Raw genomic sequence first — 20,453 nt, forward strand, 5'->3', positions numbered from 1 at the left:
ATATATATAGATTATGTAATGGAATATAAATTGTATAAGTGTAAGCTATCTAATATTTCAGGGAGTTCTAATTCTAATAAGTCACTTAATGTTCCTTTCGTTACGATTATTATTATAAACTCTGGCACTATTATTATAAATAATAAGAAAAATAAACGCGGAGATGTAGTAATCCTAAAACCAAATAAAGATTATGTAATTGAATTAATCTCTGACGAGATTATATCAAGATATGATGTAGATGTTTTGGTAATGGATTCTCAAGATATTGATTTTGTTAGTAAATATCTAAATCCTTATCAAGGCTTAAATGAAGAAAAAATCACATCGTTAACATCGATGGATAAAGAATTTTTTGTAATAAAAAGCTCAACTTCAATTAGGAAATTACTTGAGTATTTTTTCTATTCAGATAAAAGTAACCATGAGCTAGCTAGTAGTGCATTTAATATATCCCTGCTAGGAATTTGTTCGGAAATATGTATAAGAGATATACGATTTTTATCGTACCTAAATCTATATAGAAATATTGACGTATATAATAAAATTATTGAGAATATTTATTTATGGATAAATAAGGGATGTTATAATGCTAACGAATTATATCTAAAGCTAGATTTTGATAAAGAATACGTAGATAAAATATTGAAGGACAATAATACGACATTAAAAAAATGTCTCGAAAAGTGTAGAAGTGTTATTGCTATCAGAGAGATAATTAATACTACTGATAGTCTTTCTAATATTGCGTTTCGGAATGGATATAGCTCTAGCTCTAGTTTTACAAAAAAGATTAAAGGGATTTATGGCTATTCACCAATAGAAATAAGAAAAATTTTTAATCACAATTGTGTTGTATAGTTATATTTAGGACTTAGGTATCTACTCCTTGTTAATTGGTTCGTAATATCTTGCTTATTGCATATGACTTTATAGTTTAGTTTTAAATACTCATTTGTTTACTCTTGATTTTTAATGAGTAACAAATCAGTTGCACTGCAATAGTTTTTAGGGCTAAGAATCATGAAATACACAAAAAGCATAGATTATCAGCAAATTATAATTAACATAAATGCAACGTAGTGGTGCGACATATCTTCCATCCGATGATCTCTTCATATAGCTGTCTATCGAAAAAAACAAAACAACCCCCATTGTCCCCAAAATAATCTAGTTTTTTGTGCTAAGGTATGTACTCCCCTCTTCTTTTTTGTATGACCCACCACGTTCTTTAATCTATTCACAATTTCTGACCGCCTTTAATTCATGAATGTCTTTATATCGAAGATTGAGATGGCCGCTTGAATCACATCTTATATCGGTAGCATCGAAAGATGGATAATCTTTTTGAGTGCTATCTTAATTCTTGTCGTAGATGCTATTGCGTCAATCCGCGTGCCTGCTCTTTTGGCTGATAACTTAGTGAATCTAATTTAATTAGGATGTAGGAAGGGAACTAGTGATTAGATATCTATCAAGCAGATCAAGCGTCTGTAATTGAATAGTTCTCCCGTTTTTATTAGGCGTTGTCAATCAGGGTGTTTTCCCTTCGATTAGATACAACACAAGGGGGAGCTTTCTAATGAACTTGGATAGTAAATATCAGGGAAAAGAACATTTGATGGCTCAAGAAAGATAATAAAGATTAGAAGTGTTTATATCGTTCGCAAGTTACGAACAGATCAACAAAAAGGAAACAGAGGACGTTTGTCATGGACAGTATCACAAAGCTGTTAAGACTGAGGAGGATAAACTAAATTTAACGATAGAGGCTCGTAATCAATCTATTTATAGTTTCAAAACCACTAATATTAATTAGTGATTTTGGATATAAAAAGCTGAGCTTTTTATTCTGATAGAGTGTTTATTCCTTTCTGTCAATGTGTACCATTCTAGACCTAGTCGTTCCGGGGATTCCAGCAAAATAGTAGGGAAGAGAATAGTTAAAGATACGAAATTTTAACTATTTCGCCGTAATCCCTCGCCCAGTTAGTCAGAGGGGGATATATGACGTAAGACGTGGAGCTGCTTAACCTGCTGTAGTCTGAATTTCTATATAAGACTTCAATATATCAATTGTTGCACCGCCAGTAGTATAAGCAAAGTAAAATCATGGTTACAAAACCAAACTTTTACTTTGCCTTATAAGGTGTGTGGTCTGTAATATCAGCATATCTTGGCGATATTGATTTAAGATTATTTACCATCACGCTAATCGCCCATTTTGGCGAATAGGAAATTAGTATATGCACATGATCTTCTTCAGCATTTATTTTAGACAATACACACTCCGATTTCTCATAATCTGATTCAAAATTCTCTATCCGTTGCTCAATCATAATTTCAGTAAACAGCCTACGGCTGTAGTTGGTGGTAAATACCAAATGCACTACTAAAATTGTGCTTTTTTTAAGGTATCCATCTAATGTTTTTTTGAACACTCACTTTACAAAATGTCACTTAAGCCATGTTATAAGGACGTTCTATATATGAATACTAAAAATGTTAAAGGCAATTAAACTTCCAAAATTGAAGCTACAGAGGTAAACATTCATCGTGATGATTGTTGGTATAGTAAAAAGCATTACTTTAATCCTAGTTGTACTCCCCCCCCTAAAGAAGAGTGGATTCCTGTCGTCGGCGACATTTGCACTCCATTGCTAAAATCGAGTCGGCTTACATTGTCTCTTAACTGGCGTTTAATGTGTTGGTAGTCCTTACCAACACAAATACTTAAGCTGCTAAACGTAACCCTTTGATGTGGGTATTGTTAGCGGCATTCAAATCCCTATCGTTTACAGAACCGCAGTCGCATCGTCATTCACGAATAGCAAGCGCCCATTTGCTCTGATATACAGCCCCACAACAGGCGCACAACTTAGAACTTGGGAACCACTGGTAATCTTAGACACAGTTCAACCATACCAAGCAGCTTGGTACTCTAGCTGCCTGACGATTTCGCCAAAGTTTGCGTCACTAATTTCTTTTGCTAGCTTTTTATTTTTTATCATGTTTTTAACTCGCAATGACTCGGTATAGATCACTTGGTTTTCGTTTATCAGTTTCGTTGTCATTTTACGCGTGAAATCAACACGACAATTTGCAATCTTCTCATGGATCTTTGCCACGATGATGCGTTGCTTATTGAAATTATTAGAACCTTTCGCCTTCTTTGAAAGTTTACGTTGCGCTTTAGCCAGCTTCTTCTCGTACTTCTTGGTGTATTTGGGATTGTTGAATATAGAGCCATCAGAACAAGCAGCAAGTGATTTGATACCAACGTCTACACCCACAGTTTTGTTTGCAATAGGTAACGGTTGAATTTCGGTTTCGACAAGCATCGAAATGAAGTCTTTGCCTGTTTTAGTTTTGGACACATAGACGGAAGACGGGCTGCTATTGAACGGTATTGATAGTGTGACTTTACATGGATTTTTTAGCTTGGCTAAGGTGATTTGCTTTATTTCAGCGTTGAATTTAAAAGCGTTAGCCATGTAGCAAGCAGGTTGCTTACCACGTTTATTTTTGAACTTAGGATAGCCAAATTCAGATTTGAAGAATACTTTATCAAGATGACGGAACGATTGCTGTAACGGCCCACTTGAGACGTTCTTCAACCAAGAAAAATCCGCCTCTTTTTCAAGTGTAGTTAGATTTTTATTCCAATCGTTGAAGTTGGTTTTATTACCTTGTTCATACCGCTCTTTCGAGAAAGACAAAGCACTGTTGTAAACAAATCGCACGCAACCAAAGGTATGAGCAAGCATTTCGGCTTGCTCTCTACTTGGCTTAAACCGATATTTGTAAGCTACTAATGTTATTTAGTCTTTCCTGATAAGATGCCTTATTATTTGTAGACTTAAACAACAAATCAATAATTGGTCTAATGATACATAGCCAAGAACATCCGATCCGCCTAGGTCGCTATTGCGTCAGCGCATTACACGCACATTTAGTTTTTGTTACCAAGTATCGGCGGAAGGTGTTCAATAACGAAATACTGATTCGTTTGGAACAAATATTAAGAGAGGCATGTAACGATTTTGAAGTTGAGCTAAAGGAGTTCGTCGGTGAGAAAGATCACATATATCTACTGCTTGAGTATCCTCCTAAAGTGCAGTTATCGAAGCTGATCAATTCATTGAAAGGGGTTAGTTCTAGGCTTCTACGGCAAGAGTTCCTTACTTATGGAAAGGGGCGTTGTGGAGTCATAGTTACTTTGCTGGATCTTGCGGAGGAGCAGGTCTTGAAGTTTTAACTAAGTACATTGAGAGTCAGAATCGTCCTGACTAATTTTTACTACTTCGTAGCAATGGCGTAAAACCCATCTTCTGAGATTGTTCTTAACCCCTTGTAGCAGGCTAAAACCTGATAATGGCCAGGAGTTAGATTGATTCACTTTGCATCTGGAAAATAATCGGTACAACCAGCTATAACTAATTTTCCTATTTCGTACTCTATAGAAGTCATTACAACATGTTCCCAATCATCAAAACTTATTGAGGGTTCAGCTTCTAGAATTTTGATGAAAACAGGAACATCTATATTTCTAACCGTACCAATTCCTATTGCGAAATAAGTACTGGCCGATAAGCGTTCTATTACTTCCTCTGTCCAAGCATCGCCAAGATCATTTTTCTCTACCTCATCATCTTGCAGGTAAAACTGATGATAATCTGCAAATAGTTCTAATTCGAATTCTTCCATATCTCTCGACTCTTCCCAGAATTAACGTTGCAATAACGGGCGCTTACTAAACCACCAAAACTGCTTTAATCTTTATTTAAAAAGCTGCCGCACCTGAGTACTAGTTCGGTAACACCATTAAACCGTACAAACATTGGCGTCGAGTTAAGAAAGGCTTGCCCAATCGCTATTGCTTGTTTTTCCGTTATTCATCAAACCCAACACAACCTGTTATCATCCATGCCTAGTTGAATGATGAACATACGCTACGAAAAGCATGGGCAAAGACCAATGTTTATACTGTTATACTGTATTAAAAAAGATGCTAACACGCCAAGAAATCCCCGGTAACATGGAACAGTTAATTGCTGCCTGTTTGACCAAGCCTAAAAAACAACTCAACTTTTTATAAGTTATTTTTTCAATAAAAGTCCGCCCTTTTTGATAAAGGCGAGCTTTTTGTCTTTGAGGAAAAATAATTGCAATCTAAGGGTTGTAAAATTCTACTACTGGCCCATTAAGTTAAATATAAGGGGCCAGACAAAGACAAGATAAATACCAGCACCCGAAACACATAATATTAACCATCGCCTAAGGAGTTAAAGATGGATTCTTTCTTCCGTGAATTTCAAGTGAGCTTAAACGGTGACAATGTGATGTTGTATAGTGTTAGGCAAAAAAAGGCTTCCCAGCTACAGTGATTGTCACCATTACCTACGATGTGAACGTACGTGAAGCGGGTAGTGAGGGAAAGGCTAGGGAAGTTCGTGATTTGATCGACGAAGTTTTTCTTGCTGATTACGAGTTAGTCGAAAAGAAAGATTTGAACAGCCATCAAAGATGGAGAGTTTTTCTACAAACAAAAAGTGGATGAGGTCGATACTACATTGGCAATGTGCGTGAAAATAGATCGTCAAAACGATATCTCTCATCACGCTAAAGAGGTCGTTAAGCGTTATCTGACAGACTTGTTATCAACGATACCACACGGCGTTCAATTGGTTATGTTCGTAACGATTGGTAACTTTGGTAGCCAAATCATCGAGATCGAACATAATCATAAGGAGTAAAAGATGTCGTTAATTGATTTTATGATCCCGTTGCATGAGTTAAGAAATACAGTGCTCACAAAGCTCATGCGATCATCACATAGAATACGTTCGTATGGATCTATGCGAGCCAGGTAATGCATTATTTGCGCATAATTCAATGGTTTTGACTCTACCGGTTCTTCCTGATCCAGCAAGTCATAAACCAATGGTAAAGCTTCTCCCTGTTTTCTGTTTGACAGAAAACCATAATACTTGATAGCTCTAAAATTCTTATCTGCAGAGATATGTGAAACTAACCTATCTACCATCTCGCTTTGCGATATAAGCAAGCGAGATTAATACTTCATGTAATTTGGAGGTAGCAGTCGAAGTGTCACCAAACTTATTAATAAGATATTTATAAATTAATGCAATTTCTTCGTCATGATCTTTTTGTGGAACAATATCATATTGGTGCATTTCTTCCTCAAATTCTTCAGGCAATATATCTGGGGAGGCAAGAATCAATTCTTCTGGCAAAGAGATCTTGAACAAATAGTCACTGCTCTCAAATTGAAGTACACCACCGCAGAGTGAATAAAACTCCATTAGATTATCTGTAAGATCTATTTCGGAATACCTAAATATGGCAATACCTTGCAGCTTTCCATCTCACCATTAAACTTTGCTTATTTTGATAGAGGAAGATTTAAATTTTGAGAATTAAGGACTACACCGCAATTAAATGTAAAGAACACCATTTAGTTATATGATAATGTTTGCTATAGCTCTATCAACAAAGAAGATCTAATACATTTAAAACGCTAGAGTAGCTCAAATGCGTGATCGCAGTACAAGATAAGGAAGGTTGTGAATTCTTTGGTTACATCAGCTAAAAGAAGGTTAATTTCTGGCGGTATTGATTTTGCTATTGTTACGGTGGTTACAATACCAGTCACATATCTATTATTCTGCATATTAAAGGCTGAACTATTAAATTTTGGGGTTTATATAGACCTATTAGGTAATAGTTTGCTTATTTACTTAGCAGAAGCTGCGGCCTTATTAGGTATCAATTGGCCCTATTTAAGGAGTGGTCAAACAATCGGAATGAGACTAGTGGGCACGAAAGTTGTTATGGCCAATGGAGAGCCAGTGACTTTTGTTACTGCTGTTTTAAGGCTCATTGTTTATATGATGTCGGAATGGATTGTGTGGGGTATTAGAATTGTTAACTTAGCTCTAATGATATTTCATCCTCAGAAAAGAACTGTGCACGACCTGTTATCGGGCACTATCGTTGTTGATTGTTAATCCCCCCCAGAATAATAAACCAGCCTTTTACCTGGCCTAGACTCAATTTGAAAATAAACTAAAGTTTAGAGCCTATACAAGGATACTCCGAAGGGGAAATAGTCATGGCTTAATATGGCCTATTTTTTTGCCCGACGTACTGGTAATAACTATTAATAGTTCACCTTTCATATGCATACAAAGTACATTCTTAGCAAATTCCTGCGCAATATAATTAAACTATTTATAACCCCAGCGAAAACTGGTTGCTTATATTTAAGCAGTCATCGATCTTATGATACTTGGTGTTTTAAATAATGCTGATATTAAGAAATGGATATAATAAGGGTGTCGATTATACTTTTAACTCTACACAAACAATCCACCGCAAAAACTTAAAGATTTACATGCAGTTTGGATGCAGTCACTCACCACTGATACTCCTAGATTAAAGGAGAAAGGTAAAAACCAATATTCAGTTCGATTTGTTAGCTACAATAAATACTGCAAACTAGACAGCAAGAGTATTTACTATTGCGTAAATTTGGCTAAATTTACGCAAGTCTCAATACGAATAAGACAGCTTAAGAAACTGTACTATGAGCTTTAAGTCCGATTATTGGTATTGAGATCAGCGTTACCACCTTTCCTACGATGTCTGGCTATTCACACCTAAGGACACCCATAAGTATGATAAACGTCTAACTGTTGGGCAGCGCAATCTATCCTCAAAATTTTAGCTAAATAACAACAGTAGAAAGCTCAAACCTTTACACTCATATTTCTACACAAACCTCATATCAAATCAGTAATAATAGCTATTGATGTTTTACATATATTAAGTTGGCAAAAGACAGCTCGAAAGAGGACAGCAAGAACATAAGAGCCTAGTCAGAATTAAGCAAGTGCAAGGGCATGCGTTCAGTAGACTACTTGAGTATAAACAATTATGAAATGGGGATTAGCTATCGTTGGAGCAACGCAATATTTCTCTAAAGCTTGCGCTTATTGTAGTCACTCATTGAAAGATAATTGCGAGCACTAAGCGCACTTTGAGAAAGTCGAATATAGTTATACCAACAATGCAGATATTGTCAGCGTTTAAATATTTCAGATAGGGGATATCACTTGATGAATAGGAACGAACTTGCACTTAAAACAATGTAGCAAGCGCTCTAGTAATATGAATCCTTTATCGACGTACTGATGATGGGTAATTTCATTTACTAATCGACAACGAAATACCTTCTATTTTATTGATAGAAAGCATTCATTTTACACTAGATAACAAAACAACCCCCATTGTCCCCACATTTCCTGGTTAAATTAAACCTTTTTTTTATTTATTTACATTAAAATGGTTTAATTATCCTTAATTGTGTTGTAGCATGACATAAATGTCTTAGAACGATAGGTTGGTTAAGGATGAGTGCTATAATTGATTCTCTAGAATTAGTCTGTGAACGTATGCAACAAGAACAAGCAGATTTAAAAGCTGTTATAAAAGAACGCATGCAAATTAATGTTACAGACGCTGATATTGAAGGTAATGTTGATCGTTTAATTTATAATCATTCATTAAAAAAGAAAGAGCTACAAGAGCTTTTTGGCTTATCGAGAGTTACTTTTAATTCTCGTATTGATGAGGCGACATCAAAAAAAATTATTGGCCAACCGATCGTACAAGGGAGAACACATCTTTATAATCGATTTGATGTTGCTAATATGATGGACTATATGAATTTTCCAAAATATTCTCAAAGATTTGAGCCAACGGTAATCGTTGTCGAAAATCACAAAGGAGGTACTGGAAAATCAACGACAACAGTCACCCTTGCAACAGCAGCAGCATTAGATCTTAACTTAAATGCTCGATGTTTAGTAATTGATTTAGATCCTCAAGGCTCTACTGGTCAGAATCTCATTCACCAAACAGATGAAGATTCAGTATATATGACCGCTATTGATATAGCTTTATCTGAATTTGAGCCGGATGGTGATTTTTCTCAGTACCTAAAGGAATATAGCTATACAGATCTGGTAAAAGCCATACCATTCAAAACACATTTACCAAACCTCGATGTGATCCCAGCTTTCCCTTCTGATGAACGTTTTGTTGACTGTTATTGGGGACAAGACAGTGATATTCAAGAAAAATTAGTAACAGTATTAAAAGAAAAAATCCTTCCAACTTTAAAAGAGGAATATGATTTAATTTTTATTGATACTCCGCCTCAAAACTCACCTATATTATGGTCCGTAAATGAGGCAGCAGATGCTGTTTTAATCCCTGTTACACCACGAGAGTTTGATTTCGCATCGACAAGTAATTATATGGCTACTATGCCTGCAACATTTAGAGAGCTACCATCCAACGGAAAAAATCTTAAATGGGCCAAATTATTACCTGTCAACTTTGATGAAAAAAGTGCACATGAAGTAAAAGTATTCGATAAATTGTTACGTTCTGCTCAGGGGCATCTTTTATCGACGGCGATTCGACATTCAGAAGCTTTTGTTGCAGCTTCTGAAAACAATCGAACAGTCCTAGATATCAAAAAATCTGAACAACTATGTAGTGGAAAGCAATTTGATCTTGCGATGACATCAATTACTGCTGTTTATCATCAATTTATTACTGAAATTAAACAATTAGCGACAAAAGGATTATAACATGTTTAGGCCTCAAGATAAGCGCGTTGGTTTTAAGCAAGGGAATCAATTAACTAAACGTAATATCCAGGAAAGTGAGCAAAAAGTATTTATCTTTGCTAGCGGAGCTAAGGTAACGGCTTCTCGGATTGTTGTTCCTTCTCATGACATTCAGGAAAAAACATCGATTCATGAACTGAACCCTCGTTGTCAGGCATCATTATCACTTGATTCAGTTAGAGATATTTTGCCTTCGATAGAAGCTGAGGGAGTGTATACTGAAGGTGTTGCTATTAAAGATAGTGACGGAATGTATCAACTAATTGATAGTTCTCGACGTCGTTATTGTTGTTTAACTGTTTGCAAAGATTTGCCTTTGTGGGTGATCGATGGTGATGTTTCACGTGATGATTTGTTATCTTTTATTGATACAACACAATCAGTAAAGCGCTTATCATATCGTGAACTTGGCATGAACTATCAAAGTATTATGGTTGATAATGCTCTGACTAAACTGGAAGAACTTGCAGATTACCTATCTATTGGTCGAGAAACATGTAGGAAACGACTTGTCGCAGCATCGATCGACCAGAAGCTAATAAATGTTTTTCCTGATTGTGAAGGAATACCTAATACTTTTTATGCTAAGTTAGCAAAAATAGAAAAGAGTCTTATAAAAGACAATCAGGATATCGATCAGTTTATCGAATCTGTAATTTCGGATTTTGTTGCAGATAACCTTCCTGTTGAGGATAAGCAAAAGCTGATTCTAAAAGAGATGGAAGAAAAATTACCGAATAAGAAAACTAAGAATACTTGGACAACAAAGGTTCTTGCAGATTTTGAAGACAAAAACACGTATGCAAAGGTTATGTATAGTAACGATAAGCGAGGGCTGAAAATAGAGTTAAATCGACTTCCATCTAATTTATATCAAGATATCGTTGATTATATAGAAAATAAGATAAAGAATGAAGTTTAATTTAGTCCGGATTAATTTTTGATAGCATATTTTAAAAGAGGATAGCAAAGAATATTTCTATCCTTTTTTAATCTATATGATAATTGTAACAACGCACGGAATATTATCTAATTAGGCTATTATATGATATACAACACTAACAGAATAATCAGTAAAAAAACAAATATTATCAGAGATATAGATATCAATCTAAATAAATCCAATTTACTTTCGCAATCATTATATTTTTGATGCAACGATGCTATTTTTCTTTTTTGGACGTCTTTTTCCAAACTTAATTGTCTATTTATATCAATGTATCTAAGATTATCTGCTTCAATAAATGACAGTTTACCCTTTAGATCCATTGCTAAATCAACAGTTGTATTGAGCTCATTTTCAATTTCTTTTAATTTCAATAATTTATTATCTGCACTAGTTATCCTTTGATTAAGTCCAAATATAATATTGTCTTTATCTTTAATCTCATCCTCTTTCGTTTTAATAATATACTTTGAGTATTTTGTCGAGCTTGGGTCTATCAATAATCGTGAATTAATTTTTTTAACAAAATGAGAATAAAGTCTATCGATGTATATATCAACATCTTCCTGCGTATATGATTCTATGTTACTACGTTCTTGAGGAAAAATTTTATCGCTATCAATGTCAATATCTATTACAAATACAGGAATATTATAGGATTCATAGTCAGATAACATATCTGGCTTATAATGATTATGATAATTTATCAAAATAATAAACCGTCCGCCCCATTTCTCATACAGCTCATGAGTTTCAGGAAAGGTGCAGATAAGGTCTGGATAATAAATTTTCTTATTACAAAATAATAGCTTACTACCTTTTCTTATAGATTCTAGATTGAATTTAAATGTTTCTTTATTTGTTTCTAGAGTCATAACAATTATTCTAGATAAAGCTTCAACTATTCCATATTTTGTTTCATTCTTTTGTGGGATTACCATATTGTCATGTTCTATACGAACAAACTGATCAACGCCGTGTATTTTTTTAGGGATTAATTTAATACGCGCCTCTTGGTCGGGATTCGTGCTCATAAAATCTATATGGTCAAAAGCATCAGGCCTCCTTAATAATTCATTAACTACTTCTTTTATATAGAAGATCTTTAATTTACCATCGTTAGTTGTTATATAGTTATTGTAGTCAATACTGTATGCAAAAGCTCGAATTTCCATGAATCAACCAATCAATTAATAAATAAGTATTATATTTTCACCTTTAAGGTCTTTTGTTAAACATTTACTTGATTTTACAAATGGAAACTTATTTATAATTATAACTTTAGTTAATTAATATTTATTGAGCAATTTCTGATTTAAAACAGCACAAAACAAATAACAACATTGTTAATTAATAAATAGCTGTTACAAAAAACTAGTTCAACCTTCAAATTTGAAAAAATTAATAGGCTTTTTACATTTAATTGTCTAGATTTACAGCCGTTTATCGTTTAGATTTCTAATATGGATTTTTTAAAACGGATGTATCATGATTAAGATTAACAAAGACGTAATCATATTTGTATATGAACGCTTCCATATTATAAAAGTTTATCCTACAGACAAAATAATATCGAATATTGAATTGGATATCGGAATTCGAAAAATCGAATTAAATGAGTTCCTAATGTACATAGAAGCAGGCTACGATATAGAAATAAAGTCTGGAGCTTATTCAATCAATAAAATTAATAGGTTCTGCTAAATAACCTATCTAAGCACTATCGTTAAGTATAAAAAGCGAAAGTATGCATAACTATTAGTTGATAGTTATGTCAACACTTTGACGCGCACCGTGCCTATAGAAGATTTAGAAATGAGCTCATGATTTTGTCGACTTATAATTAACAATAATTAAAAGTGTGACATATATCACTATTTAGATATGTTTTTTATGTGTTACGTCTTGTGTTTTAACCATTATTTTACATATAGAAGTCTTTTTTTGTAATATTTATATGGTAATTGGAAAATTTAAATTTCAAAAAAGGAAAATATAGATAATAGCTTACTTTTTCAGCGTAATTTATTATGTAGCCAAAGACATGAAAATAGTCATAATTATGACACCACGAAACATTACGTGTCATTTTTTTGGGTTCTATCAGTGACCCAACTGAACTATTTATAAAAGGGAATCAACATGCTTTTGAATACTTATGTTAAGCTACAAAACTTCTTTAAAGATGAGCGCGGCGTTACTGCTATCGAATATGCAATCATTGGTGTTGCTGTTTCTGCTATCGTTCTAGCTGTATTCGCAGGTGACGCTAATTCGCTAAAGACAGCTTTAAGTGGCGCAGTAACTACTATTACGGATAATATTACTTCTGCTAATAATATCAAACCATAATAGTTAGCATATTGTAATTATCACTTATGGGTGATTTATCTATGAAATGGTGGTTCTTACTAACTGCCATTTCATTTTACATTTGCATTCAAGATATTAGACTACGGAAAATATCCAATAAGTCGTGTGTAGTTGTGGGTTCAATATGCTTGATTCTATCTATTAATCAAGCTAATTACTCCATTGTACCGTATACGATAACTATATTTATCTTTGGTTTTATCTTATTTTTATTTCGAATTATCGCGGCTGGCGATATAAAGCTAATCAGCGCATTTTCGATTGCTATAGATCCTCAATATATCCTTTTAACTTTGATCTGTGTACTTTTCTTGGGAGGACTTGTAGCCTTTTTTCAGATAATTTGGTTACGAGTGACAAGAAAAAGTTTAAATGACAGTTTAGGAGTACCTTATGGAGTTCCAATTTGTATTGGTTGTTTATTAGGTATCGCTGCATCAATTTAGGGACAATTTGTGAAATCAAAACTAATTTTAGCTTTTGCTATAATAGTCATTCTTTTTGGTCTTTATGGTTTGGCCACCAATTTATCTAATCCAACTTCTCCGGCTAATCATGAACCAATAAAAGAAGAACCAAAAATTCGAGTCTGGAAGCTTAACAAAGATGTGCATCCTGGAGAATTTATAGAACGAAATATGCTTTCTGTTGAAAATATTCCTGAATCAGAAGCGAATGGTTTAGGTTTTGTTGATGATGTTAATCTTGATTGGAAAGCTAAAACCGTATTTAAATCTCATTTAAGTGCAGGAAGTCTTCTTACTATCGATGATCTAGTCCAACCAGATCAAGATGGATATATTGATTTTATCATTGATGAAAATAAAATTCCTTTTCCTATTATTGTGACTCCGAGTTCTGTAATCGGAGGTGTTATAGCTAATGGAAGTCTAGTAGATATATTGGCATTAACTGGTTTAAATGGAACAGCCTCTAATTTTGGTAACAATAGTGGATCTTCTAAGAATACAGTATCAATTACACCAATTATTTCTGCAGTTAAAGTTTTATTAGTCAAACATCAATTAATAGATACCAATAGACAATCTGATACATCAGATGAGCAAGTTACATTAGTTGTTGAACTAACAAGAAAACAAGCGGTAGTTCTAACTGTTGCTCAGCGTATCTCTGAAATTGAAGTGCATAAATCGTCTGGTTATTACAATACAGACGACCTATCAGCAGACGCCGGTGATATTCTTAAAAACTTTAAGGCTATAACAGAATATCGTGCAGATACAACAACAGTTAAATAGGCCGGAAAATGATAAGTAAAATGAACAAAGTAATACTTTTCTTAATAATTTCAATATATTCCGTGATTGCATCAGCTGAAAGTTTATTAAACCTATCTGAAGGTGATGCAGCAACAGTTCCAGTAGACACTGAAATCGATTCTGTCTTTATATCGGATCCCGCTATAGCTGACTACCAGGTTATAGATAAGAATAAGGTTGTTATTTTTGGAAAGAAAATTGGCCATACGAATTTGTTCATTTTTGACAATGAAGGAAATGAACTAGCCAATAGAAAAGTTATTGTTAACAAGAGCTTAAGAGAGATTAAACAATATATATCAATTAAATTTCCAGATGCCAATATTGATATTTTCAATTTTGGTGAGCAGGTAGTACTTAGCGGTACTGTTTCGAATGAGCAAGTTAAAGACGAAATAAATAATATTGTTGGTACTTTACTCAGTAAAAAATCAAATGATTTTAATTTTAATCTTGAGACGGACGATCAAGATTATGAAGTCCAATTTATGAAGCAGAAACATTTTACTGGTTTAGTTAATAATATTGAGGTTTTAGCAACCAGACAAGTGAACGTTAAGCTATCAATTGCAGAGGTATCGCACTCATTTCTTGAGCAAATTGGTGTTCAGTATAACTCCATTGGCCACGCGCCAGGAGTATTCGTAAATCCTCTGACTAATTTTAGCGCTTCAGATATCTTATCTGTGATCACAGCAATCGGTAATGATGGTATAGGACAGGTATTAGCAGAACCAAATTTATCTGTGATTTCAGGTGAAAGCGCTAGTTTCTTAGTTGGCGGAGAATTACCTGTTGTTACTATCGTGGATAACGGAACTAACGTTACGTATAAAGAATTTGGCGTCAAGCTAGAGTTACTGGCGAAAGTAAGAAAAGATGACAAAATTACGTTGTCACTAATGCCGGAAGTAAGTTCATTAGATACTCAATATTCAAATGATAAATATGACTTACCAGCACTCAAAACCAGAAGAGCTCGAACAACTGTTGAACTAGGTGATGGACAAAGTTTTGTTCTAGGTGGTTTATTAAGTACCGAAGACAAAGAACGCTTAAATAAAGTGCCTTATATCGGAGATATCCCAGTATTAGGTGCATTGTTCCGTAATTCTAGAACAGAAAGAAATAAGACTGAGTTGATTATTGTTGCCACCGTGAATCTTGTTCAGCCAATACACCCATCTCAGGTGCAATTGCCAACGATAAGAAAAACAACAACTTTAGACCGATTCTTTGCTTTAGATAGCAACTATGAATCCGCGAACGATAAATGGGCTAACGAAATTCTAGCCACAGGAGGATTCAAAAAATGATGAAAGTCAGATTGTTAATTATAATGCTTCCTTTAATTTTGACCGGCTGTGTAGAAAAGGTTGCAGAACGACAAGGCACCGCGATTGATATCATTCCAGTAACCTATTCGATTTCAGTATCTAATAATGATGATAAAAATATAGATAACTTTTTAAATGTGCACCAAAACGCAATTATAAAAGATGGAATCAAAATTAATTGGTTTACATTTAATGGTAAGAAGTTGGCTTACAGTATTAGTAATAAATTACATAAAAAGGGTATACCGGCTAATTCAATTGCTATCAATAGGGCAGAAAAACAAGATAATTCACAATTTGATATGTCGATTGTTGTTTCTTCTTATAACACTCAAGTTGAACGCTGCACTTATGAAAATATAAATACATATAGTAGTACAAGTCTTGGCTGCTTTGTCGATGGTTCTAGATGGAAATCAATGATTTACCCTCAAAATATGCTAATGAATAAAACTGATACCAATCTTAGAAATGAGTGATTTTTATGTTTGATCTAGTAGATGTTTTAAAAAACAAAAATTTAGATTCAGTATCAAGTGAAGAATTTAAATCAGTTTTATTTTTCCAAACAGAAAACTGTAAAGATCTAGTTGAAGAAGTCTTTAGATTTGAAGGGATCTCGCCACCTAGAATTATAAAAAATAATGAAGGCGATATAAGATCTCATATTAGAGAAGAATCCGCTGAGATAATAATTATCGAGCTCAATGAGAGTAATAATGTTACAAAGGATATCGATCATATTAGTTCGTTATTGCCTAATAATGCATCGGTTATTGTAATTGGGCAAGAGGATGCTATTTCTACTATTAGAAATCTTAAAACTATGGGCTTTTACTATCTTTTCTGGCCTGCATCAAAACTAGATATTGTTGATTTCTTGAATAATGTAAGAGATAACCGTAGACGAAATTTTGGGTTAGGAAAAAAAAGAAGTGCTAAGCGAGTTGCCATATGGGGATCTAAAGGTGGCGTTGGAACGTCATTAATTGTTGCTGAAATCAGCAAAGAATTATCTGAAAAGAGAAATAGTTCCTGTCTTGTCATGGATTCAAGCTTTTTAGGCGGCAATCTAGATATAATGTTAGGACTTAAGCAGTTTAAAAAGAGGCATATTGCCCTTGGTGCTCTAACTGCTAGTTTAGATGAAACATATGCATCTTCGATGACTCAGAAAGTGAATGATATGCTTTCATTATTAGCGATAGAGTCAAATGAGCTTGATAATAACCAAATGAAAGATTATTCCAGAGAGCTATCTAATGAGCTCTCTCATCAGGTTAATTTCATTATTGAAGATCTTTCAAACAGTAATATATCTCAATCTGATTTTGACTACGTAGCTTTAAATATAGATACATTAATTATTGTAACGGAACCAAGCGTATCTAGTGTTAGAGCTGCAGCAAATTTGATTCATCAACTAGAAGAAAAAAATTCCTCAGTTCGCTGCATTTTAATTGTTAATAATGTAAGACCAGAAAAATCGGCCACAGTTAGTATGAGTGAAATTGAGAAATTATTACATAAAAAAATTAATGTCGAATGTGCGTATGAACAGTCTCTCTGCGATGAAATATTGAGAGGTAAATCTATCTATAAACAATCATTTGATATTAGTAAGAAAATTAACATAGTCACATCGCTTCTTTTAGGGGAAGAGCCATCATTACCTAAAAAGAATTTTTTAAATCGCATATTCCAGAGTAAATAATCTATGGAGCAGAATAAATCGATTTATATTGCTATTCGAGAGCAAATCTTCGAGGCTCTTGAAGCAGATGCTGTTAAGACTCTGACACGAAAGCAATTAAGTAAGCAATTAGCTAATGCTATCGATCTTATTATTGATAGGCACGGATGGTCTGTTGCAGGTGTAATCAGAGAGGAATATGTTAAAAGTTTAGTCGATGAACTGCAAGGTTTAGGTCCTCTTCAACCATTAATGGATGATGAGTCCATCAGCGATATTATGATTAATGGTTGTGATCATGTATTTATCGAAAAAAACGGTGTTGTAGAACAAGCAAATATCAGCTTTATAGATGAGAATCAGCTGATTCATATCGCTAAACGTATAGCTTCTCGTGTTGGCCGACGAGTTGACGAATCGTCTCCTACATGTGATGCCAGATTACCGGATGGAAGCCGAGTTAATATAGTAATTCCTCCGATTGCTATTGATGGAACTGCGATATCAATTAGGAAATTTAAAAAGCAAACAATTGGGTTAGATAAGCTCACTGAATTTGGTGCAATGAGTCCAGAAATGGCTCAAGTGTTGATGATTGCAGCTCGCTGTAGATTGAATATCTTGATCTCAGGAGGTACAGGCTCTGGTAAAACGACTCTTCTAAATGCACTATCGCAATTTATTTCGGAAAAAGAGCGAATAGTAACAATTGAAGATGCCGCAGAATTAAGACTTCTTCAGCCACATGTTGTCCGTTTAGAAACAAGAACTTCTGGTATCGAAGGGACAGGAGCTATAACTCAAAGAGATTTGGTTATTAACTCGCTACGCATGCGCCCCGATAGAATAGTGATTGGCGAATGTCGTGGTGGGGAAGCGTTCGAAATGCTTCAAGCTATGAATACAGGTCATGATGGCTCAATGTCAACCTTGCATGCCAATACACCAAGAGATGCACTCGCTCGAGTGGAGTCTATGGTGATTATGGCGACTAATAATCTTCCTTTAGAGGCAATAAGAAGAACGATAGTTAGCGCTGTTGACATCGTTATTCAGATAAGCCGTTTACATGATGGAAGCCGAAGAATTATGAGCATATCTGAAGTTGTCGGCTTAGAAGGTAGTAATGTTGTTCTGGAAGAAATATTTAAATTTCAAACGATATCTCCTGACACTAGTGGTCGAGTTAGAGGCAATTTCATTACGGCTGGACTAATACAGCGCTCAGTTTTAGTCGAAAAAGCACGTTTTTATGGGTTAGATGAGCAATTAAAAGCCGCTTTTAACTCAGGAGAATCTGTCTGATGATTTATTGGATTGCTATTATTTTTGGTGGGCTGATAATCATTTACTTGTCTCTTAAAAATGATCAATCAAGTAATGAGTATTTTAATGAAATTAATCAGACAATATTAGTTTCAACAATGGATGAAGACAGACAAGCTGTAAATTTAACTTCATTGTCAGATGAAAGCTTCATTCAGAAGTTAAAGCGGGCCTCAAATAACACCTATAATCAATTAGGTGATTATCCTGCTGTCAAACTTTTAATATATTTTACCTTATTACTTCTATTTTCATTCTATATAAATCAAAATTTTATAAGAGAAAATATATTTGTTGTAGCTTTCATTATTGAAATAGTTGGGATTCTATGGGGGATTTCATGGCTACAGAAAAGAGAGAGAAAAAAGTTTGAAGAGTCATTCCCTGATGCACTTAATATATTAACAAGTGCTATTAGCTCTGGTGAAAGTATTATTCACGCTATAGTCTTTGTAGGAAAAACATTAGATGGAGCGGTAGGTAATGAATTTTCTCTAATGGGAGAAAGATTACAATTAGGAGAAAGTCCTGATAACGTTTTTAGAAAGTCTTGTATGCGATTCCCATATCCATCTTTCCAATTTTTTGTCATAACTCTACGAGCTAATATGCACAGAGGAGGTCAGTTGAAGGATGTAATGAGTCGTTTGAATAGAATCATGTTTGACGCTCGTGCTATAGAGAAGAAGAAATATGCTCTAACATCTGAGGCTCGTATTTCAGCAAAAATTGTAGCAGCAATTCCTTTTATTTTCCTATTTATGCTGCAGTATTTAAGTCCTGAAAACTATGAGTTTGTAATGTTTAATCCTGGCGGTCGCCCAATTTTATATTATGTGATTATCAGTGAAAGTATTGGAATTACAATTGTGTGGCTGCTAATGAAGGGCGTTCGTTAAGTATGAATGAATCTACTTTGATATTTATTGCAATGGCTTCCATTTTTTTTGGTATTGCTATTATTTTGTGGATGATTATAAGTAAAGTATCAAAACAAGATATTTATACTGATTTCGCTATTGTACCTTCGAGTAATGTGCATAACAAAACTAATTCATTAGAAGAGTTAAAGAAATATCTACCAAGCGCTCTTTCTGCGGATGTAAAAGAGATTGATAAGAAATTCTATAGTGCTGGTTTTTATGATTTTAAGTATGCGTATTTATATATGCCAATTAAATACCTTCTCGTACTGATTGGTAGTGGGAGTATTTACTGGTTTTCTAAAGGAATTTTCGATAATCCGACTATGATGGCGATCATTTGTGTCTGGGTTGTCTTATGTATATCAATGCCGGATATAGTACTAGCTCAAAAAAGTAAGACATTGAGGCATAAAATATCAGGCCAATTACCATATTTACTAGATCTATTAGCTATGTGCGTTCAAACAGGTATGACAATTGAGTCATCGATGAGCTATTTATCTAGAGAAATGAAAGGCTTTGATCGAGATCTTTCTCATTTGTTGACAAGAACAAATGATCGAGCTCGCATCATTGGATTGGAACAAGCTCTTGATGAGCTATATATTCGAGTTCCTACAAATGAGATGAGAAGTTTTGTTATGACAATAAAACAAAGCCTCCAATATGGTAGTTCAATTTATAATATATTAACAACATTAGCTGCTGATATTCGTGACATGAGAATGTTGACACTTGAAGAAAAAATAGGGAAGTTAGCTGCAAAAATGTCGATACCATTAATACTTTTTATTTTAATCCCTATTGTTATATTAATTGCTGCTCCAGGTGTATTGAGGATGTTACAAAA

The 20,453-nt window shown here is 34.2% G+C and carries 18 protein-coding genes and 3 pseudogenes; 15 read left to right on the top strand and 6 right to left on the bottom strand.

All coding sequences use genetic code 11. From position 1 onward, the window contains the following. Positions 1-861: helix-turn-helix domain-containing protein (locus tag CTN07_RS20545; protein ID WP_211315307.1), on the top strand; the 861-nt coding region annotated here is incomplete at its 5' end. Between the two features lie 1,168 nt (positions 862-2,029). On the opposite strand, the pseudogene tnpA (CTN07_RS20550) reads toward CTN07_RS20545, so the two are convergent. Both tnpA (CTN07_RS20550) and CTN07_RS20555 read right to left on the bottom strand, forming a co-directional pair. Next, positions 2,030-2,441: pseudogene (gene tnpA / locus CTN07_RS20550) on the bottom strand (IS200/IS605 family transposase). Positions 2,442-2,915: 474 nt separating this feature from the next. Then, positions 2,916-3,767 carry an RNA-guided endonuclease TnpB family protein gene (locus CTN07_RS20555; protein ID WP_005306818.1) on the bottom strand — a complete coding sequence of 284 codons (852 nt, stop codon included), beginning with the start codon at positions 3,765-3,767 and terminating at the stop codon, positions 2,916-2,918. A gap of 119 nt (positions 3,768-3,886) precedes the next feature. Here CTN07_RS20555 and tnpA (CTN07_RS20560) point away from each other — a divergent pair. Next, a pseudogene (tnpA, locus tag CTN07_RS20560) lies at positions 3,887-4,293 on the top strand (IS200/IS605 family transposase). Positions 4,294-4,395: 102 nt separating this feature from the next. Here tnpA (CTN07_RS20560) and CTN07_RS20565 read toward each other — a convergent pair. Continuing rightward, on the bottom strand, positions 4,396-4,707 hold the full coding sequence (locus CTN07_RS20565) for a hypothetical protein (RefSeq protein ID WP_050787860.1): 312 nt from the start codon (positions 4,705-4,707) through the stop codon (positions 4,396-4,398). 878 nt (positions 4,708-5,585) lie between these two features. Here CTN07_RS20565 and CTN07_RS22870 point away from each other — a divergent pair. After that, entirely contained in the window at positions 5,586-5,756 is a 171-nt protein-coding gene (locus CTN07_RS22870; protein WP_157132379.1) for a hypothetical protein, read from the top strand. 56 nt (positions 5,757-5,812) lie between these two features. On the opposite strand, the pseudogene CTN07_RS20575 reads toward CTN07_RS22870, so the two are convergent. Next, positions 5,813-6,067 (bottom strand): annotated as a pseudogene (locus CTN07_RS20575) (IS91-like element ISPda2 family transposase); the annotation flags it as partial. Further along, positions 6,036-6,326 (bottom strand): hypothetical protein, encoded by a 291-nt coding sequence (locus tag CTN07_RS20580; protein ID WP_036766225.1) that lies wholly within the window; start codon positions 6,324-6,326, stop codon positions 6,036-6,038. The gene CTN07_RS20580 and the pseudogene CTN07_RS20575, both read right to left, overlap by 32 nt. Positions 6,327-6,587: 261 nt before the next feature. On the opposite strand from CTN07_RS20580, the gene CTN07_RS20585 reads away from it, so the two are divergent. The 3 genes from CTN07_RS20585 (at position 6,588) to CTN07_RS20595 (ending at position 10,644) form a co-directional block, all read left to right on the top strand. Then, positions 6,588-7,031 (top strand): RDD family protein, encoded by a 444-nt coding sequence (locus tag CTN07_RS20585; protein ID WP_036766226.1) that lies wholly within the window; start codon positions 6,588-6,590, stop codon positions 7,029-7,031. A 1,404-nt stretch (positions 7,032-8,435) separates the two neighbouring features. Continuing rightward, entirely contained in the window at positions 8,436-9,683 is a 1,248-nt protein-coding gene (locus CTN07_RS20590; RefSeq protein WP_005306821.1) for a ParA family protein, read from the top strand. 1 nt (position 9,684) lies between these two features. Then, positions 9,685-10,644: a ParB family protein gene (locus CTN07_RS20595; protein ID WP_005306824.1), complete on the top strand. Its 960-nt coding sequence runs from the start codon at positions 9,685-9,687 to the stop codon at positions 10,642-10,644. A 119-nt stretch (positions 10,645-10,763) separates the two neighbouring features. Here the strand turns inward: CTN07_RS20595 and CTN07_RS20600 are convergent, their stop codons facing one another. After that, a complete protein-coding gene (locus tag CTN07_RS20600; protein ID WP_005306826.1) occupies positions 10,764-11,843 on the bottom strand; it encodes a hypothetical protein in 1,080 nt (359 codons plus the stop codon). A gap of 967 nt (positions 11,844-12,810) precedes the next feature. Here CTN07_RS20600 and CTN07_RS20610 point away from each other — a divergent pair. The 9 genes from CTN07_RS20610 to CTN07_RS20650 all read left to right on the top strand — a co-directional run. Continuing rightward, positions 12,811-13,020: a Flp family type IVb pilin gene (locus tag CTN07_RS20610; protein WP_005306832.1), complete on the top strand. Its 210-nt coding sequence runs from the start codon at positions 12,811-12,813 to the stop codon at positions 13,018-13,020. 41 nt (positions 13,021-13,061) lie between these two features. Continuing rightward, positions 13,062-13,487: a prepilin peptidase gene (locus tag CTN07_RS20615; RefSeq protein WP_085999162.1), complete on the top strand. Its 426-nt coding sequence runs from the start codon at positions 13,062-13,064 to the stop codon at positions 13,485-13,487. A gap of 9 nt (positions 13,488-13,496) precedes the next feature. Then, complete coding sequence (gene cpaB, locus CTN07_RS20620) at positions 13,497-14,300, top strand: Flp pilus assembly protein CpaB (protein ID WP_005306835.1); 804 nt, start codon at positions 13,497-13,499, stop codon at positions 14,298-14,300. A gap of 20 nt (positions 14,301-14,320) precedes the next feature. Then, a complete protein-coding gene (locus tag CTN07_RS20625) occupies positions 14,321-15,637 on the top strand; it encodes a type II and III secretion system protein family protein (protein WP_013404565.1) in 1,317 nt (438 codons plus the stop codon). Then, positions 15,634-16,137, top strand: a complete 504-nt coding sequence (locus tag CTN07_RS20630; protein WP_013404566.1) for a hypothetical protein — start codon at positions 15,634-15,636, stop codon at positions 16,135-16,137. The genes CTN07_RS20625 and CTN07_RS20630 overlap by 4 nt, the downstream gene beginning before the upstream one ends. 5 nt (positions 16,138-16,142) lie before the next feature. Beyond that, positions 16,143-17,372, top strand: a complete 1,230-nt coding sequence (locus CTN07_RS20635; protein WP_005306841.1) for a CpaE/TadZ family protein — start codon at positions 16,143-16,145, stop codon at positions 17,370-17,372. Positions 17,373-17,375: 3 nt separating this feature from the next. Further along, the gene (locus CTN07_RS20640) at positions 17,376-18,656 is read left to right on the top strand and encodes a TadA family conjugal transfer-associated ATPase (protein WP_005306844.1); all 1,281 of its coding nucleotides are present in this window, start codon (positions 17,376-17,378) and stop codon (positions 18,654-18,656) included. Continuing rightward, a complete protein-coding gene (locus CTN07_RS20645; RefSeq protein WP_005306847.1) occupies positions 18,656-19,576 on the top strand; it encodes a type II secretion system F family protein in 921 nt (306 codons plus the stop codon). The genes CTN07_RS20640 and CTN07_RS20645 overlap by 1 nt, the downstream gene beginning before the upstream one ends. Positions 19,577-19,578: 2 nt before the next feature. Beyond that, a partial coding sequence (locus CTN07_RS20650; RefSeq protein ID WP_107183752.1) for a type II secretion system F family protein occupies positions 19,579-20,453 on the top strand: 875 nt, incomplete at its 3' end.

Source organism: Photobacterium damselae (assembly GCF_003026815.1).
Taxonomy (GTDB): domain Bacteria; phylum Pseudomonadota; class Gammaproteobacteria; order Enterobacterales; family Vibrionaceae; genus Photobacterium; species Photobacterium damselae.

Coding starts and splice junctions, on each gene's coding strand:
- CTN07_RS20555 (WP_005306818.1), bottom strand. CDS start 3,767: ATGCTTGCTCATACCTTTGGTTGCGTGCGATTTGTTTACAACAGTGCT.
- CTN07_RS20565 (WP_050787860.1), bottom strand. CDS start 4,707: ATGGAAGAATTCGAATTAGAACTATTTGCAGATTATCATCAGTTTTAC.
- CTN07_RS20580 (WP_036766225.1), bottom strand. CDS start 6,326: ATGGAGTTTTATTCACTCTGCGGTGGTGTACTTCAATTTGAGAGCAGT.
- CTN07_RS20590 (WP_005306821.1), top strand. CDS start 8,436: ATGAGTGCTATAATTGATTCTCTAGAATTAGTCTGTGAACGTATGCAA.
- CTN07_RS20595 (WP_005306824.1), top strand. CDS start 9,685: ATGTTTAGGCCTCAAGATAAGCGCGTTGGTTTTAAGCAAGGGAATCAA.
- CTN07_RS20600 (WP_005306826.1), bottom strand. CDS start 11,843: ATGGAAATTCGAGCTTTTGCATACAGTATTGACTACAATAACTATATA.
- CTN07_RS20610 (WP_005306832.1), top strand. CDS start 12,811: ATGCTTTTGAATACTTATGTTAAGCTACAAAACTTCTTTAAAGATGAG.
- CTN07_RS20615 (WP_085999162.1), top strand. CDS start 13,062: ATGAAATGGTGGTTCTTACTAACTGCCATTTCATTTTACATTTGCATT.
- CTN07_RS20625 (WP_013404565.1), top strand. CDS start 14,321: ATGAACAAAGTAATACTTTTCTTAATAATTTCAATATATTCCGTGATT.
- CTN07_RS20630 (WP_013404566.1), top strand. CDS start 15,634: ATGATGAAAGTCAGATTGTTAATTATAATGCTTCCTTTAATTTTGACC.
- CTN07_RS20635 (WP_005306841.1), top strand. CDS start 16,143: ATGTTTGATCTAGTAGATGTTTTAAAAAACAAAAATTTAGATTCAGTA.
- CTN07_RS20640 (WP_005306844.1), top strand. CDS start 17,376: ATGGAGCAGAATAAATCGATTTATATTGCTATTCGAGAGCAAATCTTC.
- CTN07_RS20645 (WP_005306847.1), top strand. CDS start 18,656: ATGATTTATTGGATTGCTATTATTTTTGGTGGGCTGATAATCATTTAC.